Source organism: Candidatus Nitrospira nitrosa, from assembly GCF_001458735.1.
Classification (GTDB): Bacteria; Nitrospirota; Nitrospiria; order Nitrospirales; family Nitrospiraceae; genus Nitrospira_D; species Nitrospira_D nitrosa.
The window spans coordinates 171,607-187,395 of the sequence record NZ_CZQA01000008.1; the positions used below are offsets into that span (position 1 = coordinate 171,607).

A 15,789-nucleotide genomic window follows, 5' to 3' on the forward strand; every position below is an offset into this window, starting at 1 on the left:
TCAGCGTGGCAACTCCTCGGATTGGAACTGCATCGTATGGAGCCGGTGATAGGTTCCGCCCTGTCGAAGCAATTCCTCGTGTGTCCCAATTTCAACAATGGCTCCGCGTTCCAAGACCACAATGCGATCGGCATTTTGGATCGTGGAGAGCCGATGCGCAATCACCAGAGTCGTCCGATTCTTCATCAGATTCGCGAGCGCCAATTGCACGATCCGTTCAGACTCCGTATCCAGCGCTGAAGTCGCCTCATCCAGAATCAACAGCGGCGGATCACGAAGAATGGCGCGAGCAATAGCCAGTCGTTGGCGCTCACCTCCCGATAACTTGAGCCCACGCTCCCCGATGACCGATTCATAGCCCTCAGGAAGACGGAGAATAAAGTCGTGGGCATACGCCAGTTTGGCAGCCTGCTCCACATCCGCTTGGCTCGCACCAGTCCGTCCGAACGCGATGTTTCGTCGGATGGCATCATCGAACAAGACGATTTCTTGGGAAACGATGCCAATATGCGCGCGCAGTGACTGCAACTCATATGAGGCCAACGGAAAGCCATCGATGAGAATGCGCCCAGCTGTCGGCTCATAAAACCGTGGCAGCAAACTCACCAATGAGGTCTTTCCACTCCCACTGCTCCCCACCAGGGCAATCACTTCACCCGGCTTAATGACCAGATCAATATCGGTCAGGGCGGAAATCGTGTGGTTCTCATAGCGCAAGGACACGCCCTGAAATTCAATGGCCTGCTTGATCCCCATCAACGGGGCTGTCCCGTGATCGTGAGACTGTTCCGTTTTCATGTCCAACATCTCAAAAACGCGTTCCGCCGCCGCCAGTGCCTGCTGAATCAAGTTGTTCGACCCCGACAACTTTCGAATCGGTGTATAGGCTAAAATCATAGCCGCCATAAACGAAAAGAACGCGCCGGGAGTCATCGTTCCGTTGATCACGAGATAACCACCATACCAGATCAGTGTGGCGACGCTGATCACACCGATAATTTCCATGTGGGAATGACCGATCGCCCACACTTGATTCGTTTTTAACGTCGTGGAGAGATAGGCGCGGTTCCGTTCTCGGAATCGCTCCCCTTCCGCATCTTCACGGCCAAAGGCTTTGACGACTCGGATACCCGCGAAGATTTCTTGCAGCGTCGACGACATGTCGCCCATCTGCTCTTGTCCGCTGGCAGCTAATTTCTTCAACCGTTTCCCCACACGCACCATCGTCAGGCCGGCCAGTGGAAGCACGATGAGGGAGATACCGGCCAATCTCCAATCCTGATAGAGGATGATCCCGACCATGGCGAGAAACGTGAGTGCATTCTGGAAGGTGTCTTTGACGACGTTCGAGGCTGCATTCGCCATCAATCCCACGTCGTTGACGACTCGAGAAACCAAGCGGCCGGAGGTGTTCGAATCATGAAACCCAACCGGCAACCGCATGAGCTGCTGAAACAACTCTTGGCGAATATCGGCCACCACTTGATTGCTGACATAGGCCATAAGATAGTTCACCCCATAGCTGAACACCGCCTTCACGGCCGCGATCCCCAACAGCGCCAAGGGCAAGACCAACAGCAGCCGTTCATCTTTTTCGATAAAGATGCCGTCGAGCACCGGGCGAGCTAGCCATGCGTACACCCCGGTCGAGAGCGCCACCAGGCCGGAGCACACAAACCCGCCCACAAACCTCGCCCGATATGGGCGGACATACTGCATAAGCCGTTTAAACCGCTCTACGCCCGACATACCGCCAACACCTTCTCCGCCGCTCTGATTGAGGCACCCGGTGCGCCTAGCGCGTCTCGTACCTGTGCCAAGCTCCGCTTCATTTCAGCATAGGCCGTAGGATCTTCTAAGATCCGTAAGGTCTCTTCATAGAGCCGCTGACCGGTGGCCTGATTCTGCAACAACTCCGGCACGACGGATCGACCTGCCACGAGATTGACAAGCCCGATCCATTTGACTCGCATAAAGAATCTCCCGATCCACCATTGCCATGCGCTGATGTGATAGAGCAGCACCATGGGGGTTCCCACCACGGCTGCTTGCAAAATTGCCGTACCCGACTTGACTAGTGCAAAATCGCAGACTGCCAGTACTTCACTGGTCTGTTCTTTTATCACGGTGATCGGCACTCGGTTCTGTTGGAGAAACGGCTGCAGCAGATTATCCTGAATCGTGGAGGCTTGCGCGAGGAGAAACTTCGTCCCTGGCTTATGCCGTGCCAATTTCTCCGCTGCTGACAGGAGGATCGGCAGCAGAACCTGTACTTCATGCGCCCGACTCCCCGGCAATAAAGCAATCACACGTTCCTGAGGGGAGAAGCCAAACTTGGCACGCAACGTCGCCCGATCATAAGACCCGCCGACTGCATCAAGTATGGGATGGCCGACAAACGTACATCGCATACCCGCTTTCTCAAAAAGCGGTTTTTCAAAAGGTAGAATCACCAAGACCTGATCGACTCGTTTTCTGATCCAGTACATCCGCCATGGTCCCCAGGCCCAGATCTGCGGCGCAATATAATAGAGTACGCGCAACCCAGCACTTTTTGCAAAATAGGCATACCGTAGGTTTAATCCTGGGTTATCGACAAAGATCACCAGATCCCATGGTTCGGACCTAAACAACCGCCGCATGAAGAAAAACCGTCTGACGATCGCCACCAACGCCAACGGTCCGACCATGCCCATCACATCGAACTGCCCCATCTTGCAGACTAATTGCACACCAGCCGCCTCCATTGCTGCCCCGCCGATCCCAGCCAGCGAAACCTGGGGATCTTGGGCCTTGAGGGCCTTGGCAAGATTCGCCCCATGGAGATCACCTGAGGCTTCGCCCGTTACAATTAGAATGCGTGCCACGATGGTCTATCAAGCATAGTCGATACGATTATTGTGGTTGGATGAGTCTGGCTGACTGAACCTAATCCCACGGATTCGGGCACGGCTACCCAGACTGTTTTTGTTACTCCGCCACCTTGATTGCAGCCAGCACGCGATGCGCCAGCTCCACTGCGGCCGCGCCATCTTCGCCTGACACGACAGGGCACGTTCGCTCACGCACAGCATGAAGGAACGACTCGAGCTGTAATTTGAGAGGCTCTGCATCGCCGGCTTGAATCTCTTCCATTGCCATCGTCGGTTTTCCACCAGGCGTAAGCGATCGGCGCCCGACCATTCCTTGGCGAGACTGAAAATCGATCGTGACACACCCGTCGGATTGGAACACGCGCCATTGACGCATGGCCTTTGGCGAGATTCGACTAGCGGTGAGCTGTGCAACAGTGCCTTCCCTGAATTGGATGCGCACATTGGCGACATCATTGGTCTGAGAAAGCAGAATTCCACCGGTAGCCCAAACCGCCTCGACGGGACCAGGGTTGCAGGAAAGCAGGAGATCAATGTCATGAATCATGAGATCCAACACGACGTCGACGTCGGTACCCCGTTCACTATACGTGCTCAATCGATGACATTCGAACAAGATCGGAGTGTGGATATGAGGTCGCATCAACGGCAGGATGGGATTGAACCGCTCACTATGCCCCACCTGCAGTGTACAATCCTGACGGCTGGCCAACCCCACAAGGTCCTGTGCCTCACCCGACAACACCGCAATGGGCTTTTCCACAAGAACATGCTTTCTTGCTTGGAGACATGCCTTTGCAACAGCATAATGGGCGGAGGTGGGTACGGCAATGCTGACGATATCAACCTGTTTCAGAAGATCCGGCAGACTTCGGAATGCCTGTGTCCCGTAGTTCTGGGCGATCGCGGAGGCCCGTACATCATCTTGATCCAGGACACCAACCAGCATCGTATCCGGTGATGAGGCATAGAGACGTGCATGATGTTGCCCGAGATGTCCGACTCCAACCACGCCCGCACGAAGTTTGATCATACTGTCTTTGGAAACGCGTTAGAGAGTCTGCAATCCCACGAAGGATTGCCCCTCTCGGATCGACCGATCAACACCACGTCACATACTGACGATCACCTGTTCACTGTGGGTATCATGCTCGACTCTTCTTCTCGAGCCACGCCAACCACGGCGATTCCGGCATCCGCTGCATGGCGAAGGAGCACCTCTCGATCCAGCATCACCGACCGACCTGCTTCAACAGCGAGCACGGACGCCTTGACAGAGCGCATGACCTCAATGGTTCTAGGCCCGACAGCCGGTAAATCAAATCGGAGATCCTGCTGCGGCTTGCACCGTTTCACGACGACGACTCCATCTTTGGCGAGTGCACCTCCACGCTTGATCGCCTCATCGGTTCCTTCGACTGCTTCGACCGCCACAACGACTCGGTCCTTGATCACGACACACTGCCCGATGTCGAGGCGCCCCGTCTCTTTGGCCACATCCCATCCATAGCGGATATCGGCCCACTCTTTCTTAGTCGGTTGGCGGGAAGTCAGCGTCCCTTCCTCAACCAGGATCCCCTCCAAACCAAACGTCGACTCACAGATGGTGATGCCGTCCTTTTCTAGCTCAGCAGCAAGTGCGCGCAGAATATCGTCATCCTTCCCCAAGGCCAATTTCGCGGCCAGGGCCAACACGCGAAAGTCAGGACGGACATTGCTATAGATATGGGTTTTCTTGATGCCTCCCAACATAACAACCTGGTGAACACCGTCGGCCTTAAACGCATTGATCAATTTGTTGAGCTGACCAATCTTGACCCAATGGATCCGGTCAACATGCTGTTCAAGTTCCGGTTCCGTTTCACCTTCGTGGGCCACAGCAACGACTTGAAGCCCCATCTTGCGAGCGTTATCGGAAAAGATGATCGGGAATCGCCCGTTTCCGGCGATCACCCCGATTCGACCGTCCGCTATAGGCATGGTCAGACCCATACGTAATCGATGTCACACCGGTTGATCGAATTCACGTTCAAGGTCGGAGCTGACGGCCCTCGAGATTCCTCGTTTCGTCCCCTCCATGAACGCAAGAATCTTGGCCACATCCTCCTGCCCCTTGAACTCCTTTTTCGCCAACTTGACCGCCTCGGCCGTTCGATGACCTGTTCGAAAGAGCAGATCAAACGCCTTCCTTAACAAGGCAATGCGGTCTACGGAGAAGCCATGTCGTTGCAAGCCGACCGTATTGAGGCCATACAGATGCGCACGATATCCACCGGCCGCGAACGCAAACGGCGGGATATCCTGACCGATCGCACAACACCCTCCGACCATGACATAGTCTCCGATGCGCACAAACTGAAGCACACCGGTCAACCCCCCGATGACGGAATGATCTCCGATCGTGATATGTCCGGCCAAGCTCGCTGCGTTGGCCATAATAATGTGGTTGCCGAGCCGGCAATCGTGCGCCACATGCACATAGGCCATGAGAATACCCTTGGAACCTAGCGACGTCACACCACCCCCTTGGACGGTTCCCCTGTTGATCGTGACGTATTCCCGGAGGATGTTGTCATGGCCGATCGTCACCTTGGTCGGCTCGCCTTTATAGGCGAGGTGCTGAGGAGGCCCTCCGATGGAGGCAAAGGGGTGCACTTCGTTTCGTTCTCCAATCTCCGTCCACCCCTCGACATTCACATGAGAGTGGAGGCGGCTCCCCTTTCCAATGACCACGTGTTCTCCAACGACACAGAAGGGCCCTACCTCGACATCAGTATCGAGCGTGGCCTTGGGATGGACAATCGCTGATGGATGTATCTTCACACCTGCCCCCTTTAAAATTAGTCAGCCTTGAACCACGCTCTTCCGACCATATGCGCGTCCGACCTTGTGGCCCGGAGGTTGACACGTGACAATGATTGATTATTGCGTTTCGGCCTTTTCGTCCATCACCATCGCCGTGACCACAGCCTCGCACACCACCTCATTGTCGACGAATGCCTTCCCCTGCATCTTCCAGAACGGCGGACGCTTCTTGAGCACATCGATCTCTAACCGAAGCTGATCACCCGGCACGACCGGTTTCCTGAATTTTGCTTCTTCAACTCCCGTCAAATACATGATGGTTTTACCGACCGTCCCTCCCGACTTGAACACCAGCACCCCTCCCACCTGCGCCATGGCCTCGATCAACAGCACCCCCGGCATGACCGGGCGCCCTGGAAAATGACCTTGAAAAAACGGCTCATTGATCGTGACATTCTTGATCCCGATGATTCGCTTATGTGGCTCAAACTCTTTGACCCGATCCACCAATAGGAAGGGGTACCGGTGGGGAAGTAATGCTTGAATTTCAGCCTGCTCGACCGATGCCATTGCCCTGCCTCCTCTCTGTCCTTGACCTAAGGGTTTTGCCGATCAAATTCTTTGACGACCAATTCCGTCACATCCAATGCAGCCCGATGATAGAGCACGACGCGAAGCACCGAATCATTACCCTTGTCGAGAATGGCCGCATAGCCTTCTCTTTGAGCGACGGCTTGCGCAGCGGCCGCAATCTTTTTTGAATATTCCGCGACCATTTCACCTCGCTTCTGCTGAACCTCACGATTGAACTCTTGCACCCGATGCTGATAGGCCTCCACCTTGCCCCTCAACTGTTCTTCCTTCTCTTGCCGGACAGCATCGGCGAGCTTGGCGTTCGGGTCTTCCAGCGATTGCTGTAATTCCTTGAGTTCCTGCTCGTCAGAATTGATAATCTTCTGTCTGGTCTGGGCATAGCCCGCCATATCTTCCAACGCCGCCTTCCCCGCCTTACTCCGCTCAAAGACGAGCTGTTGATCCATCACCCCCACCTTAAGCGGATCTCCCGCATAAAGAGGCGCCGCCCATTGAGCCACAGACCACAGAACAGCCACCACGATCATTTTGGTACGATTCATCATGACCTACCTCCCGCAGACACTATGGATATTCGCGGTTAAACGCTTCGATCACTTGGTTTGAAATATCCAACCCCTCTTCATGATAGATGGTTGCCCCCCCCTTGCTCTTATCAACCACCACCTGCACGCTCAAACTCTTTGCGACCTTGGCGACCACCGCTTCGACCTTGTCACGAAACCCTTCCAGGACATCCTTCTGCTTTTCTTGAACTTCGCGATTCAACTCCGCGGCCTTTTGTTGATACTCCTGCATGCGTCGACGAAATTGTTCCTCACGCTCCCGTTTCGCCGTGGGACTCAGGACGGACGCTTGTCGTGCGAAATCCTCCTCCATCCGCCGCAACTCCCTCTCCTCCGACTCCATCAAGGCCTGTCGGTTCTTGGAGAAGGAGGCTAGAATATCCTTCGCCCGCTTCCCCGCGTTGGTTTCGTTCAGGAGACGCTGAGCGTTGATCACCCCTACCTTGCTCTCAAACTTGACTCCCGAACCCGCACATCCACCGACAAGCAACACGATACCCAATACTCCCGATATCCACCCAAGCCGCCATACCGAGTACCGTGACCACGTCCTATGCACACTCAACTCCCTCACAACAACACTCCCTTTAGAACAAGGTTCCGATCGTGAACTCGAACACGCCGGCTCGCTCACCGGTTTTCGCGTCGAGATTGATTCCGTAAGCCACTCGCAAGGGGCCGAAGGGAGAGATCCATCGACCCTCAAGACCCGCAGCGGGCCGCAAATTGATCGACAACGGCTCATCGTCATCAAACCCTTTGCCATAGTCGAAAAAAATGACACCGTTCAATTTGGCTTCCGCCGAAATCGTGAAGATCAACTCGCTGCTGAAAATCAACTGTTTGGCCGCACCGAAGGGCGCACGAGTCGTCGGAACGACGGGACCGGCTCGTCCGAACGCAAATCCGCGCATGGTATTGATCCCGCCCACGAAGAATCGTTCACTGAGTGGAATCCGCGTCGAGCCACCCATCGCCTGGACCTCTCCGTAGCGAGCCCGCAGCGACACTCGCATGTCGAACGGCAGCGGAGTGACCTTGATCACATCGACATGGTACTTAATGAAATTATTGGTCCCACCCATCAGCGGCGTCCCGATATCAAACCCACCGCCGATCCGCCAACCAGTCCGAGGGTCAAGGTAGTAGTCTCTCGTATCCCGAAAGAGCGCAAAACGAAATCCCGTCGACGACTGTGTTCCCAACTGGCGACAGACAATCGGCACTAGATCCGGGCAGACACCGAGCTGAGGATCTCGGAATGTGATTTGCTCTCCAAACATGCTGACACTGCCGGTGACGTACTCCGACAACCATCGACCCAGCGTGACATTTCCACCGGTTCGCTCTTCAAAATAGGAAAGATAATTCGTCATACTCCGATAACCATCCACCTGGAGCGACGTCAACGAATCATAGAGGTAGGGATTGCGGAAGGTAATGGACCCGAGACTTCGGCGCTGTCCCAACTGCCCGCGGATGCGACCGAGATACCCATACCCACCCAAATTCCCTTGCGTAATGTCGGCGATCGCCACAAGTCGATCGAGGGTGCTAAAGCCTCCGCCGAGACTAAACATGCCGGTCGGCTTTTCCTTCACGCGCACATTCAGATCCACCTTATCCGGCGCAACCTGATTCGGCAAAATCTCGACCGTCTCGAAGAAGTTCAGGTTGTTCAATCGCTGAAAACTCCGTTTCAGCGAGGCGGTATCGATCACATCTTGCTCATCGACTCGTATTTCTCGTCGAATCACGTTATCGCGCGTCTTGTCGTTTCCGTGGATATTGATCTGTCGGATCCGCATCATCTCGCCTTCTTTAAGACTGAAGATGATCGCGACAGTTCGTTCCTCATTGTTCGGATTGACGCTGGGAACCACCTCGGCGAAGGAATATCCCTTACTCCCATACAGGTCCGTCAGCCGTGTGATCTCATCCCGGATTTTGGCTCGTTGAAAGATTTCCCCATCTTTGATCTTCAACCCTTGACGAAGCTCAGGGTCATCGAACACCGTATACCCTCGAAACCCGACTTCACTGACTGTAAACGGTTCTCCCTCGGAGACGGGATAGCTGACAATAAACCATTTTTTGTCTTCGGTCAGCTCAACCGATGGCTGACCGACTCGAGCATTGAAATATCCCTTGTTGAGCAACACCTCCCTGATCCGCTCCACGTCGTTGTCCATCTCCTCACGTTTCAGCAGACCGGCATCAGAGAAGAAAGAGGGGAGTTTCAGTTTCGTGAAGACGCCATACCACGGGATCCACTCTCTGGTCGCCATCACACTGAGCAGCTCTGCCTTACTGGTCCCAGTAAGCCCCTCAAAAATCACCGTTTTGACCCGTGCTTTCTCTCCTTCTGTCACGTGAAAGAGCAGGCGCATTCGATCGTCATCGATCGCCTGAATCACCGGCGTGACCTGCGCACTATAGTATCCGTCCTGCTGGTAGGCGAGACGCAGCCGCTCGGCACTTTCCTTCACCTGTTGCTGATCGAGAAACGTCTGGCTCTTGATCGTCGTTTTTTCCTTCAACTTCTCGTCACTCAGATGCTCGTTTCCGTCAAAGACGACCTCACTGATGAAAGGTTTTTCCCGCACAACGAACGTCACCGCCATACCGGCCGGAACCGACTCAGTTTCCACCTGCACATCCTCGAAAAATCCCGTGTCGTACAGAATCCGAATCTGTCCACGCACATGTTCCGATGAATACGGATCGTCTGGCTTGAGAGTAAGACGACCAACAATAGCCGATGCCTCAATCCGTTTAGCGCCCCGGATGTCGATCGAGGTCACCTTTGGCTCGACCCCCTGCCCATAACTATCAAGCCCACCCCAAAAGACGGAAGCCACCAGTGCCAGAACCATCAGTAATCGAGATCTGTGGACGGCATGCCCGGTCACCAATGAGGATTCCTCTGATGCAAGACGGAGGTGGACGGTAGAGGCGACATCATCATAGTTGATCTCACACTATCCTTACGTAGCAAACCCAGCTGTCTGTGATCACGCACAGACAATAGACCAGTCCTTAGCCGGCAGTGTACTCACAGCAGATCCATGGCTCGAGACAGCTCTCAAGTACGCGTCTTGACGACGCACGGGCTCGCAAAACTCCCGGATTATATTGAGGTTGCCACACATTGTAAAGCAGCGATCTGACCTTCACTTTGAGATTCACCAGCGTCCTGCGCTCCTCATCGATCAAAGCACACACCGCACTGAATTGCGCCCCATGCGAGTTGAGCCCACTTGCTCGCTCTACAGCCCACCACCAGCGCGCGAATGGCTGATTGGAACTACTTGACCTAACAACTCATGACGGAACGTTGTAGAACAGCGGGCCATAATCCTAAGACCGCACAAGCCTGCCTGCTTCGTGACGATTGGTGACAAAACTGCCTAAGCCGCTATCCCCTGGGGCATCGTACGTGACGCATGAAACGTCCGAATTTCAAAACGACCGACGCTTCACGGTTCACCGTTCGGCGGGCACACGGCCCTGAATTTTCACGAATGGCGAACGATGAGCGATAGATACTCTATACAGCGACTTAATCAGCGGTTGCATGAGAATCGCCTGAAGATCAGAGAGGCTAGAAATAGGACCGTCACAGTCTCCAGACAAAGGCCCCGACAATCATCGTGTAGTCCATCCACTCAATTGACATTCCCTGCAATCAGTTCGTCTGTTTCTTGACTTCGCTCAATCCATCACATACTATCCTCACATGTCTCGTCTGGCAGTCAGAAAAGCCGTGATCCCTGCAGCTGGTCTGGGCACTCGTTTCCTTCCCGCGACCAAAGCCTCTCCCAAGGAGATGTTGCCTCTGGTCGACAAGCCGCTCATTCAATATACGGTTGAAGAAGCGGTGGCCTCCGGCATCGAAGATATCATCGTGATCACAGGGCGCGGCAAGCGTGCCATCGAAGATCATTTTGATCGTTCCGTCGAGTTGGAAGAAAATTTAAAGGGAACCGGAAAAAGCCAAGTCCTTCATCAGATTCGACAGATTTCGAACCTTGCGAACTTCTGCTATGTCCGCCAGTCAGAGGCATTGGGTTTGGGGCATGCTGTCTTGTGTGCCCAACACCTGATCGGCGACGAGCCATTCGCTGTGATTCTGGGGGACGAAATCATCGACGCCGACGTGCCGGGACTTGCTCAATTGATCCACGTCTATAAGAAACGACACGGGGCAGTTCTTGGAGTCCAGGATGTTCCGAAGGCGGATGTCAGTCGATATGGCATCGTCACACCGAAACGCCTCTCTCACGGGTTGCATCGCGTCGAGGATTTGGTTGAGAAACCATCGCCCGCCGATGCGCCTTCTACGCTCGCTGTGATCGGCCGCTATGTGCTTCCTCCGGAAATCTTTCCCATCCTGAGAAAAACAGCCCCGGGAAAGAACGGAGAAATTCAGTTGACCGATGCACTCAAGACACTGGCAAAAAAATCTCCGATGTATGCGATTGAGGTCGAGGGCCAGCGTCACGACGCTGGAGACAAGCTGGGATTTTTGATCGCCACCGTGGAGTTTGCCTTAAAGAACCCGACATTGGGGGCAGAATTCCGCGACTACCTCTCGACCAGAACGCACACCACATCGACTAGTCGTCGCGGATGATCCTATCGGTCATGATGTGGGGAGTCCGTCACAAGGACCCAGGTAACGCAGGCTTCTGCACGAAACTGGACCGTGATCGGAGTGTTCGCTCAGCACATCGCGCAAGCTCAAGTGACTCTTCTTTCTGAACGTTACGTACTACAATGTGAAGGAGCGGATCGTTCCATCATGCGCGAGTGGTAACAGTCTTCTGGTTCATTGAACCGAAGTTCCATCTGTCGATAAACAGAACAGGCCTATAGATATGACCGACCTAAACGAGCAGGATATCCAGCCTCCCCAAAACATTGAGGTTCCCAGCCAGCTCCCGATGTTGCCGGTCCGAGACATTGTCGTCTTTCCGTACATGGTCCTTCCATTGTTCGTTGGACGCGACATGTCGATCAAGGCGATCGAAGCAGCCTTGGCGGGCAACCGAATGATTTTTCTGGCCACGCAAAAAGCGTTGGACGTCGAGAACCCAGCCCCCAAGGACATCCACACCGTTGGGACCGCCGGCATCATCATGCGGATGCTGAAGTTGCCGGATGAACGCATCAAAATCTTGGTCCAAGGCATCGCGAAAGCCAAGATCAACAAGTACATCCAAACCGATCCGTACTACTCCGTTCGAATCGACAAAGTTCCCGACACGAAACCAACGGCCACACCACTGGAAGCCGAAGCCGTGATGAGGACCGTCAAGGAACAGATCGAGCGGATCGTCAGTTTAGGCAAAGTCCTGATCCCTGATGTCATGGTCGTCATCGAAAATCTTGAGGAACCTGGGCGCTTAGCCGACATGGTCGCCTCCAATCTTGGCCTCAAAGTCGACATAACCCAAGCCGTCTTAGAAATTGCCGACCCTATCCGACGACTTCGCCAGGTCAGCGACATTCTCGGGAAAGAAATTGAAGTCCTCTCCATGCAGCAGAAGATCCAGGCGCAAGCCAAAGGTGAGATGGACAAAACACAGCGTGAATACTTTCTCCGGGAACAGCTGAAGGCGATTCAGAAAGAGTTGGGCGAACTGGACGAACGAGCGGAAGAGGTCACGGAATTCCGCAAACGCATCAAAGACGCCAAGATGCCCGAGAAGGTGTTGAAAGAAGCGGAAAAACAGCTTAAGCGCCTTGAAAAAATGCATCCAGACACCGCTGAGTCCGCCACCGTCCGGACCTATCTGGAATGGATGGTCGAGCTACCCTGGTCGAAGCGGTCGAAGGACAATCTTGAATTGAAAGCCGCGGCCAAGGTGCTGAACGCCGATCACTACGATCTTGAAAAGGTCAAAGAACGGATTCTGGAATATCTGGCGGTTCGAAAGCTGAAGGAAAAAATGAAGGGACCGATCTTGTGCTTCGTCGGTCCGCCCGGAGTCGGCAAAACTTCGTTGGGCAAATCCATTGCCAAGGCCTTAGGTCGCGAATTCGTGCGGATCAGTTTGGGCGGTGTGCGGGACGAGGCGGAAATCCGCGGCCATCGCCGCACCTACGTCGGAGCATTGCCCGGACGTATCATCCAGGGCATGAAGCAGGCGGGCACCAGTAATCCCGTATTCATGCTGGACGAGGTGGATAAGGTGGGAATGGATTTTAGAGGCGATCCTTCTGCCGCCTTACTGGAAGTGCTCGACCCCGAACAGAACACGGCCTTCACCGACCATTACCTCGGGGTCCCATTCGACCTCACCGAAGTGATGTTCATCACCACAGCCAATTTGATCGATCCGATTCTGCCTGCACTACGCGACCGAATGGAGATCATCGAAATCCCAGGATATACGGAGGAGGAGAAACTCGGCATCGCCCAGCGCTACTTAATTCCTCGCCAACTCGACGAACACGGCATCACGAACAAACATGTGCAGCTCTCGGAACCTGCCATCAGACAAATCATCTCGCACTATACGAGAGAAGCCGGAGTCAGAAATCTTGAGCGCGAGATCGCAAACGTCATGCGTAAGGTCGCCAAGAAAGTGGCCGAGGGCAAGGGACAGGGATTCTCCATTGATCCATCAAATCTGAATAAATACCTCGGAGTCTCAAAATACGTTCCGGAAGCTGAGCTTGAACAAGACGAGACCGGCGTCGCCACCGGTCTGGCCTGGACCGAGGCGGGCGGCGATGTGCTGTACATCGAGGCAACCGTCATGAAGGGCAAGGGCCAATTGACCCTTACGGGACACCTCGGGGATGTGATGAAAGAGTCCGCCCAAGCAGCCCTCAGCTATGTCCGTTCGAGAGAGAAAAGCTTGAACATCGATCCCAGCGTGTTCAGTAAGCAAGACCTGCATATCCACGTCCCAGCCGGGGCCATCCCCAAAGACGGGCCCTCCGCCGGCATCACGATGGCCACGGCAATTGCCTCGGCGTTCTCTGGTATTCCCACAAGGCGTGACCTGGCCATGACGGGAGAGATCACCTTGCGCGGCCGTGTCCTTCCCATCGGCGGATTGAAAGAAAAGATCCTGGCGGCCAAACGGGCCAAGCTAACGACCGTCATCCTGCCTCGCCGGAACAAGAAGGATCTCGAAGAAATTCCCAAACACCTTCTGAAAGGCATTCAGCTGGCTTTTGTCGATACGATGGACGACGTCATCAAGATCGCACTCCGTCGACGGGGGAAGACGCCGCCAACTTCAAAAAAACAACCAGCCTCTCCAGCACCAGCCCGCATCCGTCCTCTACGGTCAGGCAAGGGGCGGCTGTCTCACGAACTACCAGCCACCGTGATGACCGACCGGGTCCCGGCGCGTTCATAGGATCGCCTTGTGGCCAATCGCAAGGCCAAGCCGGCCATTCAGGAATTCCCTCTGATCCGAGGCCTCGCGCACCGGTTCGCTCGCCGCGCGCCGAACCTCATCCAGGGCATCGGTGACGATGCCGCGGTCGTTGAACCGACATCACAGACCTGGTGGCACGTCACAACGGACCTGCTCGCGGAAGGCATCCATTTCAATTTTAAGTCTGCAGCCCCGGAGTCCGTCGGGTATCGGGCCGCCATGGCCAACCTCAGCGATCTCGCCGCCATGGGGGCCACCCCTCGCTATTTGCTCATCTCTCTTGCCATTCCAAAGACGCTGGCGTCAGCGCACATCTTCAAGCTCTACAGCGGTCTGATGAACGCATGCCGTCGTGCTCGCGTGGCGCTCATCGGTGGTGATACCTCCGCCTCCAAGGCTGGGCTTTTTCTCAGCATCACGCTCATCGGAACCACCCCCACACGGCAGGCCCTCTTTCGTCACGGGGCTCAAGTCGATGACCTGATCTACGTCACCGGTACACTCGGGGATTCTCTCGCCGGTCTTCGCCTCTTGATGCCGCTCCATAAGGCTCAACGTTCAAGCAAGAGCAGGATCGCCCTCTCCGCCTTACACCAACGATTTCTGATCAACCGCCACTTCCGCCCAACAGCGAGAGTGGCCGAAGGGCAATGGCTGAATCAGGAGCGGCTGGCCTCTTCCGCCATTGATATCTCCGATGGTCTATCGGGAGATCTTCGTCACTTGTGTGAAGCGAGTCAGGTCGGCGCCGAAGTAGAACTCGAGAAACTCCCGATCTCGGCAGCCTGCCGGGCCTACGGCAAAGCAGCTGGCCGCTCCCCGGTTCAGCTCGCGCTCAGCGGAGGCGAGGACTATGAACTGCTCTTCACCGCCGCGCCAGACTGCCGAAGTAAGATTGAACGGCAAGCCCGAGCCCGCGGCTATCGCGTCACCTGTATCGGCACGATTCGCCCGAAGCGATTTAGAATGCAGATGTCATCCGGCGGACAAAGACAACCGTTACCGGTCACCAGCTACGAGCATTTTCACTGATGTCCGAACTCAACACACAGCCAGTGAAAGGGGGCCGATCGTTTCGCGCACTCTTACGCCAAGTCCTTCATCTACAAGAATCCCCGCGCCGCACGGCCTTGGCCTTCGCCTTGGGGGTCTTTATCGCGTTTTCGCCGGCGTATGGCCTGCATACGGCCATGGTGGCGCTGTGCACTTGGCTGTTCGGTCTCAACTTTGTCGCGTTGTTTGCTGGAGCGCTGATCAACAATCCCTGGACCATCATTCCGATCCTAGGCGCGACGTATTGGACCGGAGCCTTCTTGCTAGGACGAACCGATACACCGACCTTCGACTGGCACGACTTGAGCTTCAGCGGCATCTATGACCAAGTCCTCCCCTATGCCGGCCCATTTGTGCTGGGAGGCCTCATCCTCAGTGTACTCGGCACTTTGGTTTCATACCCCGCCGCGTATTTCTTTATTGCGAAATATCGGCCTGAGTCGGCCTCCGATGGGGCTAAACCATTGCCGCCCTCAAACCGGGTGGGCTAAGATATTC

13 protein-coding genes are annotated in these 15,789 nt (G+C 55.0%); 4 read left to right on the top strand and 9 right to left on the bottom strand.

Going from position 1 to position 15,789, the window contains the following annotated elements; translation table 11 throughout:
• The 9 genes from msbA to bamA all read right to left on the bottom strand — a co-directional run bounded on the left by msbA (nt 1) and on the right by bamA (nt 9,750).
• A complete protein-coding gene (gene msbA, locus COMA1_RS09545) occupies nt 1–1,749 on the bottom strand; it encodes a lipid A export permease/ATP-binding protein MsbA (protein ID WP_090747494.1) in 1,749 nt (582 codons plus the stop codon).
• Nucleotides 1,737–2,867: a lipid-A-disaccharide synthase gene (gene lpxB, locus COMA1_RS09550; protein ID WP_090747497.1), complete on the bottom strand. Its 1,131-nt coding sequence runs from the start codon at nt 2,865–2,867 to the stop codon at nt 1,737–1,739. Before lpxB ends, msbA begins: the two co-directional genes overlap by 13 nt.
• Before the next feature lie 103 nt (nt 2,868–2,970).
• The gene (locus COMA1_RS09555; RefSeq protein WP_090747500.1) at nt 2,971–3,906 is read right to left on the bottom strand and encodes a Gfo/Idh/MocA family protein; all 936 of its coding nucleotides are present in this window, start codon (nt 3,904–3,906) and stop codon (nt 2,971–2,973) included.
• A 92-nt stretch (nt 3,907–3,998) separates the two neighbouring features.
• Nucleotides 3,999–4,853, bottom strand: a complete 855-nt coding sequence (locus tag COMA1_RS09560) for an LpxI family protein (protein ID WP_090748833.1) — start codon at nt 4,851–4,853, stop codon at nt 3,999–4,001.
• A gap of 24 nt (nt 4,854–4,877) precedes the next feature.
• The gene (gene lpxA / locus COMA1_RS09565; RefSeq protein ID WP_090747503.1) at nt 4,878–5,696 is read right to left on the bottom strand and encodes an acyl-ACP--UDP-N-acetylglucosamine O-acyltransferase; all 819 of its coding nucleotides are present in this window, start codon (nt 5,694–5,696) and stop codon (nt 4,878–4,880) included.
• Nucleotides 5,697–5,795: 99 nt separating this feature from the next.
• Nucleotides 5,796–6,248, bottom strand: coding sequence for a 3-hydroxyacyl-ACP dehydratase FabZ (gene fabZ / locus COMA1_RS09570; RefSeq protein WP_090747507.1), 453 nt, complete (start codon nt 6,246–6,248; stop codon nt 5,796–5,798).
• A 26-nt stretch (nt 6,249–6,274) separates the two neighbouring features.
• Entirely contained in the window at nt 6,275–6,817 is a 543-nt protein-coding gene (locus COMA1_RS09575; RefSeq protein ID WP_090747510.1) for an OmpH/Skp family outer membrane protein, read from the bottom strand.
• A 19-nt stretch (nt 6,818–6,836) separates the two neighbouring features.
• Nucleotides 6,837–7,397, bottom strand: a complete 561-nt coding sequence (locus COMA1_RS09580) for an OmpH/Skp family outer membrane protein (RefSeq protein ID WP_176697977.1) — start codon at nt 7,395–7,397, stop codon at nt 6,837–6,839.
• A gap of 28 nt (nt 7,398–7,425) precedes the next feature.
• Complete coding sequence (gene bamA / locus COMA1_RS09585) at nt 7,426–9,750, bottom strand: outer membrane protein assembly factor BamA (RefSeq protein WP_245630974.1); 2,325 nt, start codon at nt 9,748–9,750, stop codon at nt 7,426–7,428.
• A gap of 827 nt (nt 9,751–10,577) precedes the next feature.
• On the opposite strand from bamA, the gene galU reads away from it, so the two are divergent.
• The 4 genes from galU to COMA1_RS09605 all read left to right on the top strand — a co-directional run bounded on the left by galU (nt 10,578) and on the right by COMA1_RS09605 (nt 15,782).
• Entirely contained in the window at nt 10,578–11,474 is an 897-nt protein-coding gene (galU, locus tag COMA1_RS09590; protein ID WP_176697978.1) for a UTP--glucose-1-phosphate uridylyltransferase GalU, read from the top strand.
• 244 nt (nt 11,475–11,718) lie between these two features.
• Complete coding sequence (lon, locus tag COMA1_RS09595) at nt 11,719–14,217, top strand: endopeptidase La (RefSeq protein ID WP_090747516.1); 2,499 nt, start codon at nt 11,719–11,721, stop codon at nt 14,215–14,217.
• A 9-nt stretch (nt 14,218–14,226) separates the two neighbouring features.
• Nucleotides 14,227–15,270, top strand: a complete 1,044-nt coding sequence (thiL, locus tag COMA1_RS09600; protein WP_090747520.1) for a thiamine-phosphate kinase — start codon at nt 14,227–14,229, stop codon at nt 15,268–15,270.
• The gene (locus COMA1_RS09605) at nt 15,270–15,782 is read left to right on the top strand and encodes a DUF2062 domain-containing protein (protein ID WP_090747523.1); all 513 of its coding nucleotides are present in this window, start codon (nt 15,270–15,272) and stop codon (nt 15,780–15,782) included. The genes thiL and COMA1_RS09605 overlap by 1 nt, the downstream gene beginning before the upstream one ends.
• Nucleotides 15,783–15,789 lie beyond the last annotated feature (7 nt).

What these genes read in the sequence shown, in the direction of transcription:
- COMA1_RS09605 (WP_090747523.1), top strand. Translation starts at nt 15,270, where the DNA reads ATGTCCGAACTCAACACACAGCCAGTGAAAGGGGGCCGATCGTTTCGC.
- lon (WP_090747516.1), top strand. Translation starts at nt 11,719, where the DNA reads ATGACCGACCTAAACGAGCAGGATATCCAGCCTCCCCAAAACATTGAG.
- COMA1_RS09575 (WP_090747510.1), bottom strand. Translation starts at nt 6,817, where the DNA reads ATGATGAATCGTACCAAAATGATCGTGGTGGCTGTTCTGTGGTCTGTG.
- msbA (WP_090747494.1), bottom strand. Translation starts at nt 1,749, where the DNA reads ATGTCGGGCGTAGAGCGGTTTAAACGGCTTATGCAGTATGTCCGCCCA.
- fabZ (WP_090747507.1), bottom strand. Translation starts at nt 6,248, where the DNA reads ATGGCATCGGTCGAGCAGGCTGAAATTCAAGCATTACTTCCCCACCGG.
- galU (WP_176697978.1), top strand. Translation starts at nt 10,578, where the DNA reads ATGTCTCGTCTGGCAGTCAGAAAAGCCGTGATCCCTGCAGCTGGTCTG.
- COMA1_RS09560 (WP_090748833.1), bottom strand. Translation starts at nt 4,853, where the DNA reads ATGCCTATAGCGGACGGTCGAATCGGGGTGATCGCCGGAAACGGGCGA.
- COMA1_RS09555 (WP_090747500.1), bottom strand. Translation starts at nt 3,906, where the DNA reads ATGATCAAACTTCGTGCGGGCGTGGTTGGAGTCGGACATCTCGGGCAA.